Raw genomic sequence first — 20,780 nt, 5'->3', positions numbered from 1 at the left:
CACCTACCACCCCAACCTGGCGAGAAGGGAAGAAAAGTTGTGAGCGCAGTACGGCCCAGAACGCTCAAGACGGTGACCGCGGCAGGCGGCACGTCGGAGACGTACGACCTGGCGGTCGACCCGACGCGATCCACACTGGACACCGCGGTACGGGTGGCGAAGCTCGCCGAGAAGGCCCGGATCGACGCCCTGTTCACCGCCGATCTGCTCAGCTTCCACGCCCAGGGCGCCATCGGATCGCAGGAGCCGCTGGTCTTCGTGTCGGCGCTGAGCCAGGTGACGTCGCAAATCGGGTTGATCGCCACAGTCTCGACGACGTTCCACCACCCGTTCAACCTTGCCCGGCTCTTCGGCACCCTCGACCACGTCAGCAACGGCCGGGCGGCCTGGAACCTGGTGACCTCCTCCCTCGGGGAGGAGAACTTCGGCCCCGGCGAGCTGCCCAGCCCGCAGGAGCGCTACGCCCGGGCAGCGGAGACGCTGGAGGTGGTCAACGCACTGTGGGACAGCTGGGGACCCGGTGCGCTGACGGTCGGGCCGGACGGCCGGGCCGTACTGCACCGCGAGCGCGTGCGTCCGATCCACCACTCGGGCCCCTACTTCACTGTCGCCGGTCCGCTGAACATCCCGCCGCTGCCGCAACGGCGCCCCGTGCAGATCCAGGCAGGGCAGTCCGAGGCGGGCACGGAACTCGGCGCCCGCTACGCCGAGATCGTCTTCACCTCACTCCCCACGCTCGACGTCGCGGTGGACTTCACCCGGAAGATCCGCGACCGGGCCGCGCAGCTGGGGCGGGCCGGCGGTCTGCCCCTGATCTTCAGCTCGTTCCACGCCACGTACGGCGCCACCGAGCAGGAGGCCCAGCGGCTCGTACACGAGAGGCGCGAGGCGATCGACTTCGAACGCGGCCGGACGCAGGTGGCCGACATGCTCGGCGGCGGCGTCGACCTGTCGGAGCTACCGCTCGACTCGAAACTGCCGGAAAGCATGCTGCCCGACGTCACTTCGGTGAACCGCCGCCGCGGCCGGGTGGACATCTTCGCCCGCTACGCGCGACAGGGCTACACGCTGCGCGAGCTCGTCATCGCGGCCCAGGACACGGGCCATTGGGCCGTCGCGGGAACACCCGAGCAGCTGGCCGACGCCGTCGAGGAACGCTTCCGGGCAGGTGTCCTCGACGTGATCTCGCTCAACGGCCTCGCGGACCCGCAGCAGCACGACTTCGCCGTCAACGGCCTGCTCCACGAGCTGCGCCGGCGGAAGATCGTCGCGGAGGACTACACCGGCACCACCTTGCGCGAGAACCTGGGGCTCCAGCTGCCGGCACGTGCCGCCACGCCGGCCCGGCTCTGACGCGCAATGAGCGGACGAGGACGGAGCCGGGACCTGGGGCGGGGGCCGGGTCAGACGGTCGAGCGGAACCCGCTCACCGTCCGGATAGGATGCGGTCCACGAACTGGTCGTGCGGTAGAGGGGTTAGGGGCTGAAGGTGTTCGGGGCAGGAAAAAGGAGGCGGGCTGCCAAAGATCCCGCGGAGCGTGGATCCACGGCGAGCCCGCGCCCTGCCGGTGCCGGCCGAGGCGCAGGCCGACGCACGCATGTTCATGCTGGGCGGCGACACCTTCCGCGCGCTCAAGGTGATCGTGGACGCGACTGGCTACGACCTACGCCAAGCCCGGGACATCGTTTATGCGCTGGCCTACGACATCGAAGTGCCGAGGAAGAGCTGAGCCGAACGACCTCGTGCACGGTAGGCGGTGGGACGTCCCGTCAAGGGCGACCTGTACCGCTACACGTCCACGGGAACCGGGAAGATCAACAAGCGCGTGGAGATCGGCTACGGCTGGAACATCTACGACGACATCTACTGACCTGTTCGTTCAGCATCCTGGCCACGACGCCGAAGGCGCCATGCCCCGCCACTGCGTGGCATGGCGCCTTCGGCGTGCCCCGGAAGTGGCAGTCGGCGAACCGGTCATCTCCATGCTGCCGGTGACGCGTCAAGTCATATGCTGCGGGATGATCAAGCCGATTGAACTCGTCATATTCGACTGCGACGGCGTGCTGGTCGACAGTGAACGCATCGCCGCACGCGTACAGGTCGCCCTTGGAGAGAAGCTGGGCTGGCCGCTCACCGAGGACGAGGTCGTCGACCGGTTCATAGGGCGCTCGCACGCCGACATCCGCGAGCAGGTCGCCGCACGGCTTGGCGAGGAGACAGCCGCGATCTGGTCGGAACAGTTCGAGCAGTTGCACAAGGAGGCCGTGGACGCCGGGCTCACCCCCGTCCCGGGTCTGCCGGAAGCGCTCGACGCGCTCACTCTGCCGATGTGTGTGGCTTCCAGCGGCTCGCACGACAAGATGCGGCACACCCTGGGTCGCACGGGACTCTACGAACGCTTCGCGGGCCACATCTACAGCGCCTCCGAGGTCTCCCGCGGGAAGCCGGCACCTGACCTGTTCCTGCACGCCGCGCGACAGATGGGCGCCGATCCCGCCGCCTGTGTGGTGGTCGAGGACAGCCGGCCCGGCGTCCTTGCCGCCCGAGCCGCCGGCATGCGGGCCTTCGGCTACGCAGGCGGGCTGACCCCGGCGCAACGACTTGAGGGTCCCGACGTCGTCGTCTTCCACGACATGCGTGAACTGCCCGCCCTCATCAAGTAGCACAACTGCGTGAGCCAAAACGGCCCTGGTGATCGTCAACGGACGGGCAACGGCTCACGAGCACGTTCTCTCGGCCAGCAATGCCGGACCGGCGTGCGAGGATTTCGCGTTCCTCCTCCAGTTCATGGGTGTTCCTCGGAGCGGCCGCGAGTTGGGCTTCCACTGCCGACTGCACGGTGGCGGAGCTTCGGCCCGAACCGGCTCCACGGGTCCGCCGGGCTGATCATGCCGACGTGACGACCGCCTGTCCCCCGGGCGTCCTCGCGGCGGCGGAGCAGTTCGCCGGTGGCCGGGTCCGCGGGCAGGAAGTCCTCCAGGTGCAGCTCGGCCACCGGATTCCGGCACGGCTCCAGGGACCTGAGCCCTCACCACGCCGAGCGCGCGCCGGCGCCAGGCCGCGCACCCTCGCCGTAGACTTGGACGGCCACGCACTCCCCCGCCGGACTTGAGGTTGGAGGCCGGGCGCTGACCCGGCTATAGCCAGGGTCCCGCCCCGGGGTTCGCCCTGGCAGGCGGCCGGGCACCCTTGCCGGTATCCGCTGCGCCACGGGCGGATAGTTGGCTACGGATGCCTGAGATGGAGCATCCGGGCAAGGCGGAAGCAATGACGACGTCACTCGGTGCCTTTGTCCTCGGTACGCCCGATCCTCCCGCGCTGGCCGACTCCTATCGGGCACTCCTCGCCTGGGAAGAAGTGGAGCGCAGTCCGGAGTGGGTCCGGCTGAAAGCTCTCGGCCAGGAACGCCCCAGCCTCAGTTTCCAGCTGGAAGCCGATCACGTTCCTCCGACGTGGCCGCAGCGCTCGGGCACGCAGCAGATGCAAGCGCACCTGGACGTACAGGTCGATGACCTGGAAGCGGAGACGGAGCGGGCTTGCGCCCTCGGAGCAACGTTGGAGGAGCACCAGCCCCAGAAGGACGTGAGGGTCCTCCGCGACCCACACGGCCATCCGTTCTGCCTGTTCCTTCCAGGCGCTTAGGGCGTCCTGGTAGGAGTTGCGATCAGCGGCAGGGAAAGGGTGACCGGGCCGGTAGCTCGCCGTCGACCGTGACACCAACCAGGTAGGCGCTCGCTTCCTTCCCCTGGGCGCCAAGGGCGCCAACAGAACGCGCTGACAGCGCCGGACCTCGTTACGCCCGCCTCAGATCGGCCTGCACCAGATCGTGGTCCGAGTACGGAGTGAGATGCACCTCTTGGTCGAGCGGGTCGAAGCCACGCAGAAAGATGTAGTCGAACTTGCTGCGCCAATCGGTGGTCGGCTCGCACGTACCCGCCGCCGAGGGACCGCACTCGGGGTCCGCGTCTGCGGCCAGGCCCCACATCCCGGTGAGTTCGGCGGCGTTCGGCACCGCGTTGAAGTCACCGAGAACTATCGTGCCTTCATGCCCGGCGACCGCCTTCGCCAGTACGCCGGCCTGCTTCACGCGGACTGACTCCTGCCTCCGCTCGGCCAGGTGCGTGTTGAAGACCCGCACGGGCCGGCCGTCCACGACGGTGGTGACGGCCATGTACCCGCGGTCCTCGGAACCGCCTTCGGGTACTCCACGTTCACAAGATTTGTCATCGGAGCGGCCGAGAGAATTGCCTGGCCGAAGCCGCCCGGATCCCAGGGCGCTCCCCCGCAGCGGCTCCAACTCTGCAGGACCGATCCGTACTCGACGTGGTAGATCAGCCCGTACGAGTACTGCAGATGATCCCGGATCTTCTCGACATCGCCCACGCACGCTTCTTGCAGGCCGATGACCTGCGGGGCGTACGTGGCGATCTCCGCCGCTCGGCCGATGTTCTGGCCGCTCCCCTTGCAGGGATTGCAGATGTTCCACGTCATGACCCGGTTAGGCACGACCTCCTTGGGGGCGTCGGCCGGCAGCGGCTTGGCAATGTGGGCACCGTTCGGTGCGCTGGAGCCGGCGAGCAGCACGCAGGCAATGATCAGCGCGCCAGCGAGCCACCGCGCGCCGGTTCCGGTCACCTTCGCCTCCTCTGAGTGGAGACAGACGCCCTCATGTGAGGTCTCCCCGCACGAGGTTATGTGACGGGTCGTATGCGGAACATGAGGATCCTGGACGGCCCTGCTTATGGTGCTCTGACGGGCTGACCCTCCGGGATCCCGGCATCGCCACCATGATCCAGGTACTGCTGGCCGGCCTCCTCTACGCCGGTGACTTCAGGCACGTACTTCAGCGACCCGACGACGAGTGACCGACACCCCAACGCACGCTGAGACGATCAGGAACCCGAAGAGGCCGTCTGTGCGGACGCTCGCGCAGACGGCCTCGGACAACAAGGCCCCACCTACACCTCGCCGGTGGCGAACAGCTCCAGGTGCCCGCACTTGGGGCAACGGAACGCCTCTATCTGTCGCCGAGGCCGGCCCATCCGCTTGGCGCCCCGAAAACCCCCCGCTCCAACGCACCCTCGATCCAGCGCGCGTACCCGCGCGAGTACTCCCCGGCATCCTCGACGAAACCATCCACCAGGCCGACAGTGCCGCAATGCGTGCACGCGTAGCTATTCATCCCGCGAGTGTAGGAAACCGCGCAGCCAGGGCACCCTCACCCCCGGCTTCCGCCGCCCACCCAAGTCCGGACGGGAGGGGACGGGCATGGGCGGGCGGCGGCACCACGAATTGCCCGACCCCAGCCCGGCCCGGCCCGGGCAGGGCCCGGACACGACCGCCACACCCCAGCCACCCGCAGGAGCTCCTCCGCAGCTGAACCCCACGCGCCATCGACAGCCCCGTTTCGTACTGGCTCAGCGCATGCCCCCCTACACCGGCGCAACGTACGCGCACGTCTCGCTGGGCAGCGCCCCCACTCACTCGCGCGCAGCAACGTCCTTCGAGCCGGTCCGGGAGAGTCTCACCGGCGCCAGAACGTGCTCAGCGGGGCAGGAACCCGCAGAGGGAAGGGGACGGGGGTGCAGATTCCCCAGCAGCGTCACAGCGCCGCCCCAGCACGGAGGCACGGCTCAGGGGTCCGACTCAGAAGGCGACCGAACCTCTGCGAGGTGCCCCCGATCTCACCCGATCGGGTCAGCGCTCTCGCCGTCCGCAGCCGGGCGGATCCACCCCGCCCGAGCAGTCCGTCGACCTTCCGACGCACCGCCCCTCGGCCGTCTGTCGCCGTGATGGGTCCTGCGCGCTCAGCCTCGGCATTCAAGTCATCCCGATATGCCCATTTTTGTGAAGTGTCTTAGCCTGCTGACACCTGCTCGGAAAGTTGACAGCCGGCTCCGTCGGCGGAGGGAGCTTCCATGGCTGAGCCACGCAGAATGTCCGGATTGGTCAGCGAATTGTCCGCCGAATTCGCGGGCACGATGATCCTCATCCTTTTCGGGTGCGGTGTCGTGGCCCAAGTGGTGGCGGGCGGTGCGCTGACGGATCCGGCCGGCGGCCTTGGGGACCACGACAGCATCGCATGGGCGTGGGGGCTGGGTGTCACGCTCGGCGTCTACGTGGCCGCGCGGCTGAGCGGGGCCCATCTCAATCCTGCGGTGACTCTCTCGCTGGCCGCGTTCAAGGGGTTCCCGTGGAGCAAGGTGGCTCCGTACGCGGCGGCGCAGACGGCCGGCGCGTTCGTGGCCGCACTCCTGGTCCGATGGAACTACAGCGAGGCGCTGGCGAAGGCCGACCCCGGCCACACCTTCAAGACGCAGACCGTGTTCTCCACGCTGCCGGCCAACGGCAATCCGGCACTGCCGGTCCATGAGTGGGGCGCGTTCCGGGACCAGGTCATCGGCACCGCCATCCTGCTGTTGCTGATCATGGCCATCACGGACCTGCTGAACACCCCGCCCGGCTCGAACATGGGTCCGTTCATCATCGGCCTGGTCGTGGTCGCGATCGGTATGGCCTGGGGAACCAACGCGGGTTACGCGATCAACCCGGCCCGTGACTTCGGCCCCCGGCTGGCGAGCTTCATCACCGGCTACAACACTGCATGGCGGGACCAGTACGGAAATCTCTACTTCTGGGTACCCATCGTGGGCCCGCTCGTCGGCGGCCTGCTCGGCGCGGGCCTCTACAAGGGCTTCGTCGGTCGGTTCCTGCCGTCCGCCGTTCCCGAACCGCCGGGACGCACCCCGGCACCCACGGACTGACGACACCGGCCGGAGAGGCAGCACATCATGGCGGACTTCATCGGCGCGGTGGACCAGGGGACCACCAGCACCCGATTCATGATCTTCGATCACGGCGGCAACGAGGTCGCCAAGCACCAGCTGGAGCACGAGCAGATCCTGCCTCGCTCCGGTTGGGTGGAACACGACCCCGTGGAGATCTGGGAGCGCACCAACTCGGTGATGCAGAACGCCCTGCGGTACGGCGGTCTGTCGCCGAGCGACCTGGCGGCCATCGGGATCACCAACCAGCGCGAGACGACGGTGGTCTGGGACCCGCGCAACGGGCGGCCCTACTACAACGCCATCGTGTGGCAGGACACCCGTACCGACGCCATCGCGGCGAACCTCGAACGCTCGGGACAGGGCGAGATCATCCGCCGCAAGGCCGGGCTGCCGCCGGCCACCTACTTCTCCGGTGGCAAGATCCAGTGGATCCTGGAGAACGTCGACGGCGTCAGGGAAGCGGCGGAGGCCGGTCACGCCATCTTCGGCAACACCGATGCCTGGTCCTGTGGAACCTCACCGGCGGCCCCGACGGCGGCATCCACGCCACCGACGTGACCAACGCGAGCCGCACCATGCTGATGAACCTGGAAACCCTCGACTGGGACGAGGAACTCCTGGGGTTCTTCAACATCCCCCGGTCGATGCTCCCGAAGATCAACCCCTCCTCGCACCCCGAGGCCTACGGCTCCACCCGCACCTCCCGGCCGCTGCGTGCCGCCATCCCCATCGGCGGTGTTCTGGGCGACCAGCAGGCGGCCACCGTCGGCCAGGTCTGCTTCGCCCCCGGCGAGGCCAAGAACACCTACGGGACCGGCAACTTCCTGCTGCTGAACACCGGCACCGAGCTGGTCCGCTCGCAGCACGGCCTCCTCACCACGGTGGCCTACCAGTTCGGCGACAGCCCCGCGGTCTACGCGCTCGAAGGCTCCATCGCGGTCACCGGATCCGCAGTGCAGTGGCTGCGCGACCAGATGAAGATCATCAAGTCGGCGGGCGAGAGCGAGGAACTGGCCCGCAGCGTCGAGGACAACGGAGGCATGTACTTCGTTCCCGCATTCTCCGGCCTCTTCGCTCCGTACTGGCGCTCCGACGCCCGCGGCGCGATCGTCGGCCTGGCCAGGTACAACAGCAACGCCCACCTGGCACGGGCCACACTGGAAGCCATCTGCTATCAGAGCCGTGACGTCGTCGAAGCCATGGAACAGGACTCGGGCGTCCACCTCGATGTGCTCAAGGTCGACGGCGGGGTCACCGCCAACGATCTCTGCATGCAGATCCAGTCCGACGTCCTCGGCGTCCAGGTCAGCCGCCCCGTCGTCGCGGAGACCACCGCTCTCGGCGCCGCATACGCCGCAGGACTCGCCACCGGATTCTGGCAGAACACCGACGAACTGCGCACCCACTGGCATGAGTCGAAACGATGGTCGCCGCAGTGGACCGACGAACAGCGCACGCAAGGCTACGCAGGCTGGAAGCGGGCCGTGGAACGCACCCTCGACTGGGTAAAGGTCCCCTGACCACACCCCATCTCCCGCCGGACCGCTCACACCACGCCTTACCGCCACCATCTCCGGGCTGTACCGGCGATCACCCCTCGTCGCCCTTCGGCACGGCCCGGGGAGCACGGCACCCTGCACTCCTCTTCCCTTATTCAGCAAGGGTGTTGAAGAATTCATGCATGAACCCGGATGCGAGCGTTCCGACCGCCGACGCGGCGGGTACCTACCTCACAGCGCTCCACGACCGGCTGACGGCCGATGGCTGCACGGTGACCTCGCCGCGCTGGAACGACCGCAGTGTAATAGCCGGGTGCCGCGCCGACCGCAAGGTCCGCTGGTTCGGAACGAAGGCAGAGTTGTTCGTCTTCGCGACCGCCGTCCCCGAGATCGACGCGGCAGCTCTGGCGGACTTCACAGCGTGGGCGATGCGCTTCGCCAAGAGCCTGCGCGGCGGCATACCCGGTGCCCGCAACGCGGCGCTGGTACTTCCGGCCCTGGCAAGTGCGCGCGTCCGACCTGAGGCGGCCAAATGGGCCGCGCAGGACGCCCGGATCCTCGACACGAAGCTGATCAGCCGTCCCCTTACTGTCGAAACCGCCCCGGACGACACTGTCCGGACCACGATGTACCGGGGCGGGGTCGTCTGGGGCGGCATGTTCACGAGTCATGTACTGGAGAAGTCCGGCCTGTACTTTCCCTGATCTGGATCGGTGACTGGGGCAGCAACTCGCGGTGAGCATCCAGCTCCCGCCACGGCTACGTCACCCATGCCGCCTTCCACTACGCCGTCGGCGAGGAGCACAACGCAGGCCAGGACCCGGCGATCAGGCGGAATGTCTCGCCTCCGAGGCCGGCAGCCGCCAGTCGAACGGGAAGAGTTCCATCTCCCAAGAGGAAGTAGCCGCCAACGCAGCCGCGTTCACCGGCGTCCGCAACAGACATCGGTTTCGAACGAGGTGACGCCGCTCTTCAGGAGTCAGCAGCGCGCTGGGGGAATCGACGTCCTCGTTCGCGTCGATGTCCTCGCACCCGTCGGCGTTGAGGAGTTCGCCAGTCTCTGTGCGGTAGTCCAGGCGAAATTCCGTGCGCCACTGCGAGTTGTGGCCCCACCCGTGCGACAAGTCGACCGTGGGCCGGTGACGGCGCACGAAGGTCCAGTAGAGCGGGGACCGGTCGGCCACGCCGCGTTCGGCATGGTGGATCCCGGCTCGAATCCGCACACCTGCACGACTGAAGAGCAACCTTCCCAGCCACAGCCCGGGCCAGACGAGTCCGGTGACGCGGGCGGGTTCGTCGGGGTCTTCAGCCTGTTCGACCTCCACGACCTCGTGGAGAAAGGGGTCGAACGTGCCCGTCTCGTCGAAGGGCGCCAGCCCCAGGTGGGTGAAAATCTGCAGGTACTGCGTCATATCCAAGCCCGGCCATTGATCGAGCGGGTGAAGCCTCCGAGCCCAAGGCGCCTCGTCCGCCGTTGCGGCGGGCGGCTGAAAGGGCAGCAGCAACACGTCGCTGACCCGGCTCAGCGCGTACAGTTCCCAGCTCAGGTCTGCGCGCACGGTGGCGGGCCCGTCGAAGGTCTCGCCGCACAACCGTTCGGCGGCGTCCGCCAGTCTGCCTCGATAGCCGACTTCGGCCCGACTGAGCCAGGGAACCACCACAGCAGCGTAGGGATCGTGGCCCACGTGGTCACGCAAGGACGTGAAGAGCTCCCTGGCGTAGATCGACTGCTGTCCCTGATCCATGGGCGCAGAGTACCGACCGCGACCACGCACGATCGACTGCTCTCTCAGAGCGATCTGTCGACGGCATGATCAACCTGGACTTCGACTGGCAGGGCTGCCTCATCGGCATCGAGGCGTTGGCAGCCAGCTCAATACTGCCCAAGTAGCAGTCGTGCACAACAGGCAACGACCCGCGCGCTCTACCGCAGGTTGAAAAGCGCTCACCGCCGCACCGGGGTGGGCGGCGTCCACTCAGGATGTCGCGGTGCACACCATCGCTCCGCCGCCCGGTGCCGGGTGCGGCAGAGCGGTACGTCGGGGGCTGTTTCAGCCGACGCGGTGGGGAGCAGCGCTTCGCGTCGTCGCCGCTGCGGCCGGATACTTCGATCAGGGCGCGCACAGGGACAAGTAGTAGTCGAGCACGACCGCGGCAGCCTGATCAGCCTCTCGTATGCGGGTGGACGCAGATCTCATCGAGCAATGCCCAAAACCTGTGGATCAGCTCCGGGCGGGACGCGAAGGGCGTACCCTCCCGAATGATCCTGTGATGGTCACCGAGTTGGCGCGCGGGCCGGTAAGCCACGCCCGTGTTCAGCGTAGTGAATGCCGGCGGCACCGCCGAGTCCGGTTCCCTGATCGACGAGATCGTCCGCGAAGGCGCCCGACGGATGCTCGCGTCTTGATCGAGCGCGAGGAGCAGGCCACTGCCACATGATGGACCCACGCTCCCGTCGTGAGTCCGCCGAGCTCAGGAAGCCCCCGCCAGGAAATTCAGAGCCGCCGCCACGTTGGACGACACGTCGATCATCGCGTCCAGCACCAAGCGGTGATCGGTCCACGGGGCGAACTCCTCCCGCAGCCGTTCCACCGAGTCCCACGTCGGTTCCAGGAAGCCCTCGATCCCGCGGGAGCGGCCTTCCAGCCGCTGACGGTGCACTACCGGATCCGAACACACCACCTCGATGAACGCCACCGGGACGCCATGACGACCGCCAGCGACCGCCACTGCTCCCTCGCCGCTTCCACGGCGTTGGCAGCGTCGGCGATCACCGTCTGGCCAAGGGCGAGAACACCGCCGGCCACGGCTTCGGCCACGACATACGCGGCCAGGCCGGTGGGCTGGTTACGCGCCACCCCCGCACGCCACATCGCCGCCTCGATCGGGTCGACAGAGACGACCGGGGCAGCCAGCCTTCGCGCCAACGCCTCGGCAACCGAACTCTTCCCCGCACCGGGCAACCCCGCCATCACGATCAACATAACGACACCCTCGCACCCCCGACCGCTGTCCAGGCCAGAACCGGGCAGGCACCCTCGGCCCGGCTCAGTAGGGTCGGCTCATGACGAATGATGGTGTAGTCGCGGATGAGGCGATCCGGGCAGCGTGGGACTCGTATCGGGTCCTGGAGAAGCGGACCACCCCGAGGAACGCCGGCAGGCTCAGCAGCGGGTCCAGGCTGCGATGGATGCCTGCGGGCGTGAGGAGGTGTCCCGGGGCACGGTCTTCCTGGTGGGCGTGCTGACCGGATTCCTGATGGTTGAGCAGAGTGGTGGGAAGGATCGTATTGACCCGCTCAGTGATCTGATCCCCGCTGTGATCCGTAGGCTCCCTGCCTTCGAGATGGCCGATCCGGCTCAGGTGCCGATGGTCACGGGTGTCCTCATGGCCGCGGCGATGGGTATGGACACTGTGGCGTGGCGCGACCAGTTCGGACAGATCCCTCCGGAGGAAGCCCTGGTGCACAGCTTCGTGCTGTGGCTGCTCGCAGACCTGTTCGACTCCATGGCCGAACGGCACGGAGCCATCGACGAACTGATGCGCAAAACCCTCGACGCCGGCGCCGCTGAACCCAGCTGACGTACCGCTCGCTGGCCATCGGGCGGCTCCTTCCCCGCGGCCAGTCACGCCGGCGGTGTCGAGAGCTCGCTGACCCGCCGCCGCCGGTAAGCGGCCTCGCCTACTCTCGGGACGGCGGGGTGGCATCACGCGCGGCAGCCCGCCACGACGGCGGGGGGAGCGGGGGGGGCGGCAGGGGACGCTGGTCGAAGTGCTCAAGCACGCGCCTTGATCGCTGCTGAATCTGCTGGATAGGTTGGGTGGCATGCCTGACCCCAGAGCCCTCGCCTGGCCACCTGCCCCGATCAAGACCGAGCGGCTCGTACTCCGCGAGTCGGAAGCCCAGGACCGTGCGGCGGTCATTGAGCTCAACGCGGCTCCCGAGGTGGGTACTTACCTCGGCGGTTCCCCGACACGCGCCGAACTCGAACGCGCGGTGCCCGAGTGGCCCGGGCGACGCCCCGGCTTTTTCGTGATCGATCTCGACGGGGCGATGATCGGCACAATCATGCTCGATCCGCACGAAGAGCGTCCGGGACACGTCCGTCCGGACATCGGGAAGACCGAGCTCGGCTACCTGATCCTGCCGCAGGTCTGGGGATACGGGTACGCCGCTGAGGCGTGCGCAGCGGCGCTCGGCTGGTTCGCTGAGGCACTTCCCGGCGAGGCGGTCGTGCTGCGCACCCAGACGGCAAACGAGCGCTCGATGCGCCTCGCGGAGAAGCTGGGGTTCACCGAGGTGGAGCGGTACGAGGACTACGGCGCCGAGCAGTGGTTCGGCGTGTGGACTTCGGTCACGCCGGCCGCATGAGATCGTGCTCGATCACGCGCGTCCCCGGCGCATCGCGCGGTGGTCGGGCCCCGGCGCGGTAAACGAATCGAGTACTCCGGAGCCGTGCACTGGCGTAACCGGTTGCCGCCCTCTTGGACGCCCAGCTATGGGCAGTCTCAGGGGGCCAGCGGGGAGCCCGTTGATCAAACGGACGGTGGGCTCGTTGCTGTCGGGCCATTGACTTCCTCCCCGGCCTAAAGGCCGGGGATTCCCGTCTGCTCCCACCACGCGGGGCGGTGGGCTGCTTCGGGTGGGTTGCTGCTTCGTCGCGCGATGCCGGTACGGGTACCGGGCTTACCTGCGCTCCACGGCCGTTTACGGTCTCCGCCTGTCCGGCGGCGACCTTGCGTCCTTCGGTCCTGATATTGAGTGCGGCGTTGATGTCGCGGTCGTGGACGGTCCCGCAGTTCCCGCAGATCCACTCACGGACGGCCAACGGCTTGGGTCCGTCCTTCACCCCGCAGGCGGAGCAGAGCTGCGAGGACGGGAAGAACCGGTCCACCTTCGCGAAGGTCCGTCCGTACCGGGCGGCCTTGTACTCCAGCACGCTCACGAACGCCGCCCATCCGGCGTCATGCACCGACTTGGCCAGGCGGGTGCGTGCGAGGCCTTTCACCGCGAGGTCCTCGACGTACACCGCTTGGTTCTCGCGGATCAGCGTCGTGGACAGCTTGTGGTGGAAGTCCCTGCGCGCGTCGGCGGTACGGGCATGAGCCCGCGCGACCTTGATCACGGCCTTCTTGCGGTTTGCCGAGCCCTTCGCCTTCCGGCTCAGGCTCCGCTGCGCCTTCCTCAGCTTGCGCTCGGCGCGGCGGAAGAACTTCGGCGCGCTGACCTTCCGTCCGTCGCAGAGCACGGCGAAGTGGGTGAGGCCGAGGTCCAGGCCCACGGCCTGGCCGGTGTCCTCGAACCGGTCCAGGTCCGCGGCCGGGTCGCTCTCCACGACGAACGAGGCGAAGTACCGGCCTGCCGCGTCCTTAGTCACGGTCACCGTGGAGGGCGCCGAGGGCAGCGTGCGCGACCACTTCACCGGGACGTCGCCGATCTTGGGAAGGGACAGCTTTCCGCCTGGCGTGATCCTCCACCGGGCGTTGGCGGTGAGGCGGATCGTCTGCCGGTTGTCGCGCTTGGACTTGAAGCGCGGTGCTCCCATGCGGGGCCGCTTGCCCTTGAGGCCGTCGAAGAAGTTCCTGTACGCGGTGTCCAGGTCGCGGAGCGACTGCTGGAGGATCACCGATGACACCTCGCCGAGCCAGGCGCGGGCCTCGGTCTTCTTCGACGCGGTGAGCATCTTCGACAGCAGGGCCGAGGACACGAACGGCAGCCCCGCCCTGCGGGCGTCCTCGCGGATCCGCAGGGCGTCGTTGTACACCACCCGCACACAGCCGAACGCCTGGGCCGGCGCGATGCGCTGACCCGGCGTCGGGCTGATGCGGAAGTTGTACCGGAGCTGCATATCGTGATCGTACTGCACTTGGTTTATGACTGATATGCAGAATATCCGCACTGGTAGGCACTGTGCTTTCGCCCTTCACGCGCACTTGGTTTTCGTGACGAAGTACCGGCATCGAGTCTTCAACGACGCCCACCTGAAACGGATGGAGGAGATCATGCGGGCGGTGTGCGCCGACTTCGAATGCGAGCTGGTCGAGTTCAACGGCGAGAACAACCATGTCCACCTGCTCGTGAACTTCCCACCCAAGGCCCCCCTGTCCAAGCTGGTCAACTCCCTCAAGGGCGTGTCCTCGCGCAGGCTCCGCCAGGAATACCCGGAACTGGTCCAGCACTACTGGCAGGCGCAGCGCCTGTGGTCCGGCTCGCACTTCGCCGGGTCGATAGGCGGCGCTCCGCTGTCGACCGTCCGTACATCGAGCAGCAGAATCGTCCGCTTTGACCTGCGGGTCAGAGCACTTCTCAGAATCGCTTCACCACCGGGCCAAAGCCCGGTGCACTGCGATTCATCTCCGGTAGCCGTCGCCCTTGCCAAGCGTCATGAGTGCGGCGACAGTCGCGTTGCTGGAGTGGTGGCGGGCGCGACTTGGCGATCACGAGTCCCTCCGGAGAAGTGGTGGATGGGCGCTATCCGGCAGGGGCGCTGTCTCGTGCCGGTGTTCACGACAGCGGCGACGGTCTACGGGGAGGTGGCACCGCTCGCAGGAGCTCCCACAGGGGTCGTGAGCCGCCGGCCCATGCGGCCAGGGTGTGGCGGTCGACGAGGTGCAGGTGCTGGGATCGAGCGAAGTCGGCGGCGGGTTTCGTGAAGCGGCCGTTGGTGACCAGCACGATGACGTCGCCCTTGTGGACGGGGCGTCCGGTGCCGTTGAGAACATGCAGGTCGGGTGTTCCGACGGCGGCTCCCGCGAGGCCGGCGCGGCGGTGTTTGCACTGGATGACCCAGCGACGGCCGAAGGGGTCGGTGGCTTTGACATCGGCTCCGTTGTCGCCGGTGCCGCCGACCTGGACGGCATTCCGGCAGCCGTCACGCCGCATGAGGTCGCGTATCGCGTGCTCGAACTCGCGGTGGTGCAGACCGTCCAGGCGGTCCAGCGGATACCGCAGCGCTGGGGCGTGGGTCTGCCGCTGGAGCCCCTGCCGCACGCGGGGAAGGAACCAGAGGATCGCGCCGGCCACCGCCGTCAGCAGGGTGAGGGGGAGGACCCAGGGATGCGCGGCAAGCCAGTCCGCCAGCCGGGAGAGCAACCACACGAGGACGGCGATGCCCACGAGCATCTCGCCACCGGTGTACGCCTGCTTGCGCTTGCGTGAGCGAGCCGGGCGGCGTCGCCGGGCAGGGCGGCGCGCTTTCATCGTGCGCTCCGGTCCCACGGGATCGGGTACGTCACCGTCGGCCCGGGCCGTGGCCGGGATGGTGTCTTCCGTGCCTCCGGGAATCTGATCGGGTACGAGACCGAGGGCTTGGGCCCCTGCCGGGGCTGCCCCTTACGCAACTCAGGGAACTTCACCGGGTACGCCGCGCTGGCGGCCGGACGCGGCGAGGTGCCCGTTCCGTCAGCCGAACTCGAGGGGTTACCCAATACGACGACCGCCAGCCCCACCGTGACCAGGATCGCCATCTCCCGGCGCCCGCCCGCTGCCCACCGGGAATAGCCCCGCACCTTCGTTCCGTCCCTGCGCACGTACGTTCTCACCCATGGCATGACGAACGTCCCCTCCCCCACCGGCCGCGCCCCCTTGCGCAACCACTCCATCAAAGCAGTCGCCACTGACAAAACGTCATCGGAATATCACTTTCAGTCACGCGGCTTGAAACGGGTAGGTGCGCGTCCGTGGGGCTGGTACGCGCAGGGCAACCCCCCGGGGCGTTCGAGGGCCGCTGTCCGGGACCACTGAGGGATACGGCAGGTGAGTGCGGCTGGGACGTGAATGCGAGAAGCCCAGGGATTCACGGCCCCGGGACTGTCCAGAGCCTGGCTCGGAAGACTTGATGCCCAGCACATGACTCGCACCATCCCCTCCCCCGGCTGACGGCCTCGACAGCAACGCGGAGGACGACGGCGACAACCAGCGCGGCCCGGAGCGGGACGAGACCGACTCCTTCCACCAGCCGGTCCGGCGATTGAGGACGAACAGCTCCCGGCCCGTCCGCCACCCCGTGGCCGACAGCGATTCCCGGGCCACGAAAGCCGGCCGCCGTGCCCGCCGTACCTTCGCGGAAATGGGCGCAGCCCGTGAACGCTGCCACCTGGCTGGTCGACCGACGCGGAGGGCGCTGAGCTCTCGCCAAGAACGCAGAGCAGGAAGCCATGGCTGCCTGCCGTGTTCTCTGGGGCAACCGTGTGACGCCCGGCGAGTGGGGACAGCTCTGCGTCGATCCGCGCCGGAGTACGCGACCAGATCGTGCGCAACACCTGCGGCGCTGTACGTGATGGGACTCGCTCCGCAAACACCTCGCCGACCGCACTAGTGCTGTGAACGCATAGGTTCGCCGGGTTGCCTGATTGAGCGATGGGCAGGGCTGTCGTTCTGTCGCGTGTCAGGATGTCGCCATGCAGGTGCCGGATGCTCTCGTGGTTCTTCAGGTATCGGTTTACGGGGAGCGGAGTGCGCTGGCCGACTTCGTCAGGTCCAGCGGTCCCGTCAGGGATTGGAGCGCTGTCGTCCGAGAGGAAGCTGCCAGACTTCAGAGGTCCCTCGAAGAGTCGGAGCGCACGTTGCAGCAGGCGGTGCGAGGTGCTGCGCGCACGGAAGACCAGGTTCGGGAGTTGCGGCGCGCTCTGAGACGGCGGGTAGGAATCAGCCTCGCGGAGAAGAGTTCAGATCCGGCTGTCTGATCAGGCGGCGAGGGCTGGTCTGCCGCCCCAGCGGATGCCCTTCTCACTGCGGATGCGGGCGCGCTCGCGGCGTTCGGCGGCCAGGACATCACGGTGGCGGGTGTTGGCGTTGCGCCAGCGCAGGTAGGCATGCAGGGCCCGGGTCTGCACCGGGTGGTTGGGGTGGTTCGAGTTGGCGATGGTGAACTGCCGCAGCGGTCCAAAGTGGGCTTCGATGGGATTGGCCCAGGAGGCGTAGGTCGGGGCGAAGCACAGTTCGACCCGGTGGGGCTTCTGCCGTGTGGCTACAGGTGCACGGAGTCGTCATCCTGCCGTGACGATCCGCCTGAACCATATGCCTTGCCGCGTTGCCCCATGCAGGACAGCGCGGCAAGGTAGAGCTGGCTCAGCCGGAAGTGTTTTTGGGCGCGTTGACGCAGTTGACGATGGTCGGCGAAGCCAGTGTCAGCAGCGACGTGCCCGAGTTCGTCACGGAGCAGTTCTGTCCGGACCCGGTGACGGTGTTGTCGTTGGTTCCTCCGTTGTTGTTGACATCGCCCCCGTTGCCCTCGACGTTTCCGTTGCCGTTCCCGCTGTCGCCGTTCCCGTTTCCGTTGCCGTCGCCGTTGTCGCCGTTCCCATTCCCGTTGCCGTCGCCGTTGTCGCCGTTTCCGTTCCCGTTGCCGTCGCCGCCGTCATCGTTGGCTTCGACAGTGACGGTCACCGGCTCGGAGATGGAGCGGGGCAGCGGTCTTCGCCGCCGTAGTGGGCGGTGATGGTGTGCGTGCCCTCGGAGAGGTCGCTGACGGTGAGGGTGGCTGTGCCGTCGTTGACCGGGGCGGTGCCGATCTCTGCACCGTTGCCGTTGGTGAAGGTCACCTCGCCACCAGGCGTGCCGGCGGTGCAGGTCACCTTTGCGGTAAGGGTGACCGGCTCACCGGGGCGGGTCGTGGTCGGTGCGGCGGTCAGGGTCGTGGTGCTCGACGGCCCCTCGGCCACGGCCAGGCTGTGGTAGCTCCCGGTGCCCACGGCGACAGCAGTGGTGCCCTGGGCCAAGTGGACCTCGACCGGGACATTGCTGTTGGTGGTGGTGTCGTCGCCGAGCTGGCCGTAGCGGTTATACCCCAGGCCAGAAGCCCGCCCGTAGAGGTCAGAGCCACGGCGTGGTCATCGCCACTGTCGAGCGCGGTCACGACTGTGCCTTCGGGGAGCAGAACCTCGACCGGTTGGGTCCTGCGTGTGTTGGTGCCGTCGCCCAACTGACCGTAGGTGTTGTCTCCCCAGGCCAGAACGCCGCCCGTGGAGGTCAGCGCGAAACTCTGGAAGCCGCTCCCGGCAGCGAGCGAGGTGACTGTGACGTCGGAGGGGATGTGTGTCTCGACCGGCAGCCTGCGGGTGGTGGTAGTGCCGTCGCCCAACTGCCCCTCGGCGTTGTATCCCCAGGCCAGGACCTCTCCGGTGGAGGTGAGCGCCAGGCTGTGATCGTCGCCTGCGGCGATCCGGGTGACGGTGCCGCTGGCGGCGGGGATTTGCGTCTCGATCGGGACGTTGTGGGCGGTGCTGGTGTTGTCGCCGAGCTGGCCCAAGTCGTTGTCCCCCCAGGCCAGGACATCGCCGGTGGACGTCACCGCGAGGGCGTGACCGGCTCCGGCACTGATCGCCGTGGCCGTGGTGCCCTGGGGCAGGTCGACCTCGACCGGCACATCGCTGTCGATGCCGGTGGTGCCGTTGCCCAATTGACCCCACTCGTTGTAACCCCAGGTCAGGACGTTTCCCGTGGAGGTCAGAGCCAGGACGAAGTCGTCGCCGCTGTCGATCGCCGTGACCGTGACGCCTGCGGGCAGGTGCACCTCGACCGGCACAGTGCTGTTGGCGAACGTCCCGTCGCCCAACTGCCCCTCGGTGTTCTGTCCCCACGCCAGGACCTTGCCCGTTGAGGTCAGGGCCACGGAATGGCCGTAGCCCCCGGACACCGCCGTGACGCGGGTGCCTTGCGGCAGCGAGGCCGGGATGGGCACCGTACTGCCCGGCGTGGTACTGGGAGCGGTAGTCCCGTTGCCCAACTGCCCAAAGGTGTTACGGCCCCACGCCAGGACCTCACTGCCCCCAGCCGTTTGTGCTGCGGCCAGAGGCGCGGTCAGAGCGGACAGGCTGAGCGCGAGCACCAAGGTCGCAATGCGCGCGCGTGCCCGGTCTCGCGGTCGTCGTGATCTCGGAAGAAGAGTGTCTTTCACAACGCCCGTCGTACACGTCCTTGATGGACGACAGCAGGTGACACAGCGAGTCCCCCCTCGAAATGACGCAGGCCATGCGCCATCTGATGCGCAGCCGAAGCGACTTATCGTACCGAACCGCTCTCGACTGCTGATCAGTCTTATTAGTGCACGGACACACCTTCCAACCCGGTGGACCTATGCGGTCACAGCACTAGCTAGGGTCTGCCCCACCCTGTTCAGGGGCTCGTCGGAGTGCCTGAGTCCGGCGCCGCATGATCGGCTGTCCGCACGGGATTCGCGTGACGGAGGGTGGGACAAGTGAGAGTCAGGCTCGGGTACTTGGCATGGATCGTGGGCGTGGTGCAGTTCTTCGTCGTCCAGGCGCTCGCCGAGTCGGCTTGGGCGAGACCATATAGCTGGGCGCGGAACAACATCAGCGACTTGGGTAACGCTCAGTGCGCTCTCCAGTCCGATCCTGAACCGCGGTACATCTGTTCTCCCAGCCACGACCTGATGAACGTGTCGTTCGTTGCCCTGGGAGTACTGCTCATTGTTGGCGCCGCCCTGACCGGAGGTGTCCTGTGGCGCAGGGGACGGGCCGCTGCCGTGGCCCGTCTGCTGCTCGCCGGTGCCGGCGTGGGATTCGTGTTGGCGGGGCTGGCTCCTGCGGACGTCAACGAGGACCAGCATGTCTTGGGCGCCCTCCTCATCATGGCAGCGGGCAACATCGGTCTCGTCCTGGCGGGGTCCGGTCTGGCCGAACACGTTCCGGCGCCCTTGCGGTGGGGCTCCAGCCTGCTGGGAGTCACAGCGATTACGGCTTTCGGGCTCTTCCTTTCCCACCACTACCTCGCACTGGGGATGGGAGGCATGGAACGCGTCGCCGCTTTCCCTCTCCTGTTGTGGGCGATGGCTGTCGGCATTCGTGGCCTCAGCCATCGGGCAGGTCGCACGCAAGAGGCACTGCCGAAAGAGCGCCCCGGACTCGCTGGTTGAGGGCCACGGTCGGATCCCGTTCGCCGCTCACGCGGCAGCGAGGTCCGACCGGGACTCCCCCGGCTCGGAGGTGAGCTCGACCTGTTGCTGCTCCAGCCTGGTCAGCCTCCGCTGGAGTTCGTCGAGGTCCGTCGGAGCTCCGAGCTCGGGCTCCTGCCACGCCCACGCTCCCGGCGCCTGTGACGGTCACTCCTCCGGCTGCCGGATACGTGGCGGCCAGGCCGTCCGGGTGCGGGCGGACCTGGCAGGTGTTGCGGGCCTGCCTGGGTGTTGGCGAGGCGAATTGAAGCCAGGCACGGATCGCCGGCGAGCTGCCGACCGGATCCTGGGTTGCCGGTTCGAGTTCGTGCGGCATGGACCATGAAAAACACGGGCCAAGGCCCAACGGTGACGGACTCGCCCTTATTCGCTGCTCGCTGGCTCAGCATGGACGACTCCGGGAGTTGCACCGGGGCCGGAAAAGATCTTCTCTACGCTTCAGTGCATGGTTCTGGCGGCCCTGACGTCCGGGTCAGTGTCGGCGGTGGGGAGGGGACGGTGTCCTTCGTCCCAGTGGTTCGACCAGGAACAGAGTCCGCACGCATAGCGTCCGTCGAGTCCGTGGACTTCGGCTTCG

General features: G+C 67.7%; 16 protein-coding genes and 7 pseudogenes. 11 read left to right on the top strand and 12 right to left on the bottom strand.

Features of this window, described 5'->3' with window-relative positions:
* Positions 1-39: 39 nt before the first annotated feature.
* The 4 genes from LNW71_RS34420 (at position 40) to LNW71_RS34405 (ending at position 3,643) form a co-directional block, all read left to right on the top strand.
* Positions 40-1,353 (top strand): NtaA/DmoA family FMN-dependent monooxygenase, encoded by a 1,314-nt coding sequence (locus LNW71_RS34420; protein WP_250971758.1) that lies wholly within the window; start codon positions 40-42, stop codon positions 1,351-1,353.
* Between the two features lie 185 nt (positions 1,354-1,538).
* A complete protein-coding gene (locus tag LNW71_RS34415; protein ID WP_250971757.1) occupies positions 1,539-1,730 on the top strand; it encodes a hypothetical protein in 192 nt (63 codons plus the stop codon).
* A 289-nt stretch (positions 1,731-2,019) separates the two neighbouring features.
* Positions 2,020-2,664, top strand: coding sequence for an HAD family hydrolase (locus LNW71_RS34410; protein WP_250971756.1), 645 nt, complete (start codon positions 2,020-2,022; stop codon positions 2,662-2,664).
* Between the two features lie 568 nt (positions 2,665-3,232).
* Positions 3,233-3,643 (top strand): VOC family protein, encoded by a 411-nt coding sequence (locus LNW71_RS34405; RefSeq protein WP_250971755.1) that lies wholly within the window; start codon positions 3,233-3,235, stop codon positions 3,641-3,643.
* Positions 3,644-3,794: 151 nt separating this feature from the next.
* Here the strand turns inward: LNW71_RS34405 and LNW71_RS34400 are convergent.
* Both LNW71_RS34400 and LNW71_RS34395 read right to left on the bottom strand, forming a co-directional pair.
* Positions 3,795-4,636 (bottom strand): annotated as a pseudogene (locus tag LNW71_RS34400) (endonuclease/exonuclease/phosphatase family protein).
* A gap of 323 nt (positions 4,637-4,959) precedes the next feature.
* Positions 4,960-5,183, bottom strand: a pseudogene (locus tag LNW71_RS34395) (hypothetical protein).
* A gap of 736 nt (positions 5,184-5,919) precedes the next feature.
* Between LNW71_RS34395 and LNW71_RS34390 the strand changes: the two are divergent.
* The 3 genes and pseudogenes from LNW71_RS34390 (at position 5,920) to LNW71_RS34380 (ending at position 8,992) form a co-directional block, all read left to right on the top strand.
* Positions 5,920-6,765: an MIP/aquaporin family protein gene (locus LNW71_RS34390; protein WP_250971754.1), complete on the top strand. Its 846-nt coding sequence runs from the start codon at positions 5,920-5,922 to the stop codon at positions 6,763-6,765.
* A 27-nt stretch (positions 6,766-6,792) separates the two neighbouring features.
* Positions 6,793-8,309 (top strand): annotated as a pseudogene (glpK, locus tag LNW71_RS34385) (glycerol kinase GlpK).
* A 161-nt stretch (positions 8,310-8,470) separates the two neighbouring features.
* Positions 8,471-8,992, top strand: a complete 522-nt coding sequence (locus LNW71_RS34380) for a hypothetical protein (protein ID WP_250971753.1) — start codon at positions 8,471-8,473, stop codon at positions 8,990-8,992.
* Between the two features lie 123 nt (positions 8,993-9,115).
* Here LNW71_RS34380 and LNW71_RS34375 read toward each other — a convergent pair whose 3' ends face one another.
* The 3 genes from LNW71_RS34375 to LNW71_RS34360 form a co-directional block, all read right to left on the bottom strand.
* A complete protein-coding gene (locus tag LNW71_RS34375) occupies positions 9,116-10,033 on the bottom strand; it encodes a hypothetical protein (RefSeq protein ID WP_250971752.1) in 918 nt (305 codons plus the stop codon).
* 727 nt (positions 10,034-10,760) lie between these two features.
* Positions 10,761-10,949, bottom strand: coding sequence for a hypothetical protein (locus LNW71_RS34365; protein ID WP_250971751.1), 189 nt, complete (start codon positions 10,947-10,949; stop codon positions 10,761-10,763).
* On the bottom strand, positions 10,949-11,260 hold the full coding sequence (locus LNW71_RS34360) for an AAA family ATPase (protein ID WP_250971750.1): 312 nt from the start codon (positions 11,258-11,260) through the stop codon (positions 10,949-10,951). Before LNW71_RS34360 ends, LNW71_RS34365 begins: the two co-directional genes overlap by 1 nt.
* A 262-nt stretch (positions 11,261-11,522) precedes the next feature.
* On the opposite strand from LNW71_RS34360, the gene LNW71_RS34355 reads away from it, so the two are divergent.
* Both LNW71_RS34355 and LNW71_RS34350 read left to right on the top strand, forming a co-directional pair.
* Positions 11,523-11,870, top strand: coding sequence for a hypothetical protein (locus LNW71_RS34355; protein ID WP_250971749.1), 348 nt, complete (start codon positions 11,523-11,525; stop codon positions 11,868-11,870).
* Between the two features lie 244 nt (positions 11,871-12,114).
* On the top strand, positions 12,115-12,660 hold the full coding sequence (locus LNW71_RS34350; RefSeq protein WP_250971748.1) for a GNAT family N-acetyltransferase: 546 nt from the start codon (positions 12,115-12,117) through the stop codon (positions 12,658-12,660).
* Here the strand turns inward: LNW71_RS34350 and LNW71_RS34345 are convergent.
* Complete coding sequence (locus LNW71_RS34345; protein WP_374119495.1) at positions 12,644-14,137, bottom strand: RNA-guided endonuclease TnpB family protein; 1,494 nt, start codon at positions 14,135-14,137, stop codon at positions 12,644-12,646. The two genes, LNW71_RS34350 and LNW71_RS34345, sit on opposite strands and share 17 nt — an antisense overlap.
* Positions 14,138-14,162: 25 nt before the next feature.
* On the opposite strand from LNW71_RS34345, the pseudogene tnpA reads away from it, so the two are divergent.
* Positions 14,163-14,546: pseudogene (gene tnpA, locus LNW71_RS34340) on the top strand (IS200/IS605 family transposase); the annotation flags it as partial.
* A gap of 247 nt (positions 14,547-14,793) precedes the next feature.
* Here tnpA and LNW71_RS34335 read toward each other — a convergent pair.
* The 6 genes and pseudogenes from LNW71_RS34335 to LNW71_RS34315 all read right to left on the bottom strand — a co-directional run.
* Positions 14,794-15,489: a restriction endonuclease gene (locus tag LNW71_RS34335; protein WP_250971747.1), complete on the bottom strand. Its 696-nt coding sequence runs from the start codon at positions 15,487-15,489 to the stop codon at positions 14,794-14,796.
* Between the two features lie 1,484 nt (positions 15,490-16,973).
* Positions 16,974-17,240, bottom strand: a pseudogene (locus tag LNW71_RS34330) (IS630 family transposase); the annotation flags it as partial.
* A gap of 118 nt (positions 17,241-17,358) precedes the next feature.
* Positions 17,359-17,676, bottom strand: a complete 318-nt coding sequence (locus LNW71_RS34325; RefSeq protein WP_250971746.1) for a hypothetical protein — start codon at positions 17,674-17,676, stop codon at positions 17,359-17,361.
* Entirely contained in the window at positions 17,673-17,864 is a 192-nt protein-coding gene (locus LNW71_RS36285) for an Ig-like domain-containing protein (RefSeq protein WP_250971745.1), read from the bottom strand. Before LNW71_RS36285 ends, LNW71_RS34325 begins: the two co-directional genes overlap by 4 nt.
* Before the next feature lie 144 nt (positions 17,865-18,008).
* A pseudogene (locus tag LNW71_RS37140) lies at positions 18,009-18,080 on the bottom strand (hypothetical protein); the annotation flags it as partial.
* A gap of 2 nt (positions 18,081-18,082) precedes the next feature.
* Positions 18,083-19,117 (bottom strand): annotated as a pseudogene (locus LNW71_RS34315) (RCC1 domain-containing protein); the annotation flags it as partial.
* Between the two features lie 390 nt (positions 19,118-19,507).
* Here LNW71_RS34315 and LNW71_RS34310 point away from each other — a divergent pair.
* Entirely contained in the window at positions 19,508-20,164 is a 657-nt protein-coding gene (locus LNW71_RS34310; protein WP_250971743.1) for a DUF998 domain-containing protein, read from the top strand.
* The last annotated feature ends 616 nt before the right edge of the window (positions 20,165-20,780 follow it).

The organism is Streptomyces sp. RKAG290 (assembly GCF_023701695.1).
Classification (GTDB): domain Bacteria; phylum Actinomycetota; class Actinomycetes; order Streptomycetales; family Streptomycetaceae; genus Streptomyces.
This window is presented reverse-complemented; position numbering and strand designations above follow the sequence as displayed.

Coding starts and splice junctions, on each gene's coding strand:
- LNW71_RS34410 (WP_250971756.1), top strand. CDS start 2,020: ATGATCAAGCCGATTGAACTCGTCATATTCGACTGCGACGGCGTGCTG.
- LNW71_RS34405 (WP_250971755.1), top strand. CDS start 3,233: ATGCCTGAGATGGAGCATCCGGGCAAGGCGGAAGCAATGACGACGTCA.
- LNW71_RS34390 (WP_250971754.1), top strand. CDS start 5,920: ATGGCTGAGCCACGCAGAATGTCCGGATTGGTCAGCGAATTGTCCGCC.
- LNW71_RS34380 (WP_250971753.1), top strand. CDS start 8,471: ATGAACCCGGATGCGAGCGTTCCGACCGCCGACGCGGCGGGTACCTAC.
- LNW71_RS34375 (WP_250971752.1), bottom strand. CDS start 10,033: ATGGATCAGGGACAGCAGTCGATCTACGCCAGGGAGCTCTTCACGTCC.
- LNW71_RS34360 (WP_250971750.1), bottom strand. CDS start 11,260: ATGGCGGGGTTGCCCGGTGCGGGGAAGAGTTCGGTTGCCGAGGCGTTG.
- LNW71_RS34350 (WP_250971748.1), top strand. CDS start 12,115: ATGCCTGACCCCAGAGCCCTCGCCTGGCCACCTGCCCCGATCAAGACC.
- LNW71_RS34345 (WP_374119495.1), bottom strand. CDS start 14,137: ATGCAGCTCCGGTACAACTTCCGCATCAGCCCGACGCCGGGTCAGCGC.
- LNW71_RS34335 (WP_250971747.1), bottom strand. CDS start 15,489: ATGAAAGCGCGCCGCCCTGCCCGGCGACGCCGCCCGGCTCGCTCACGC.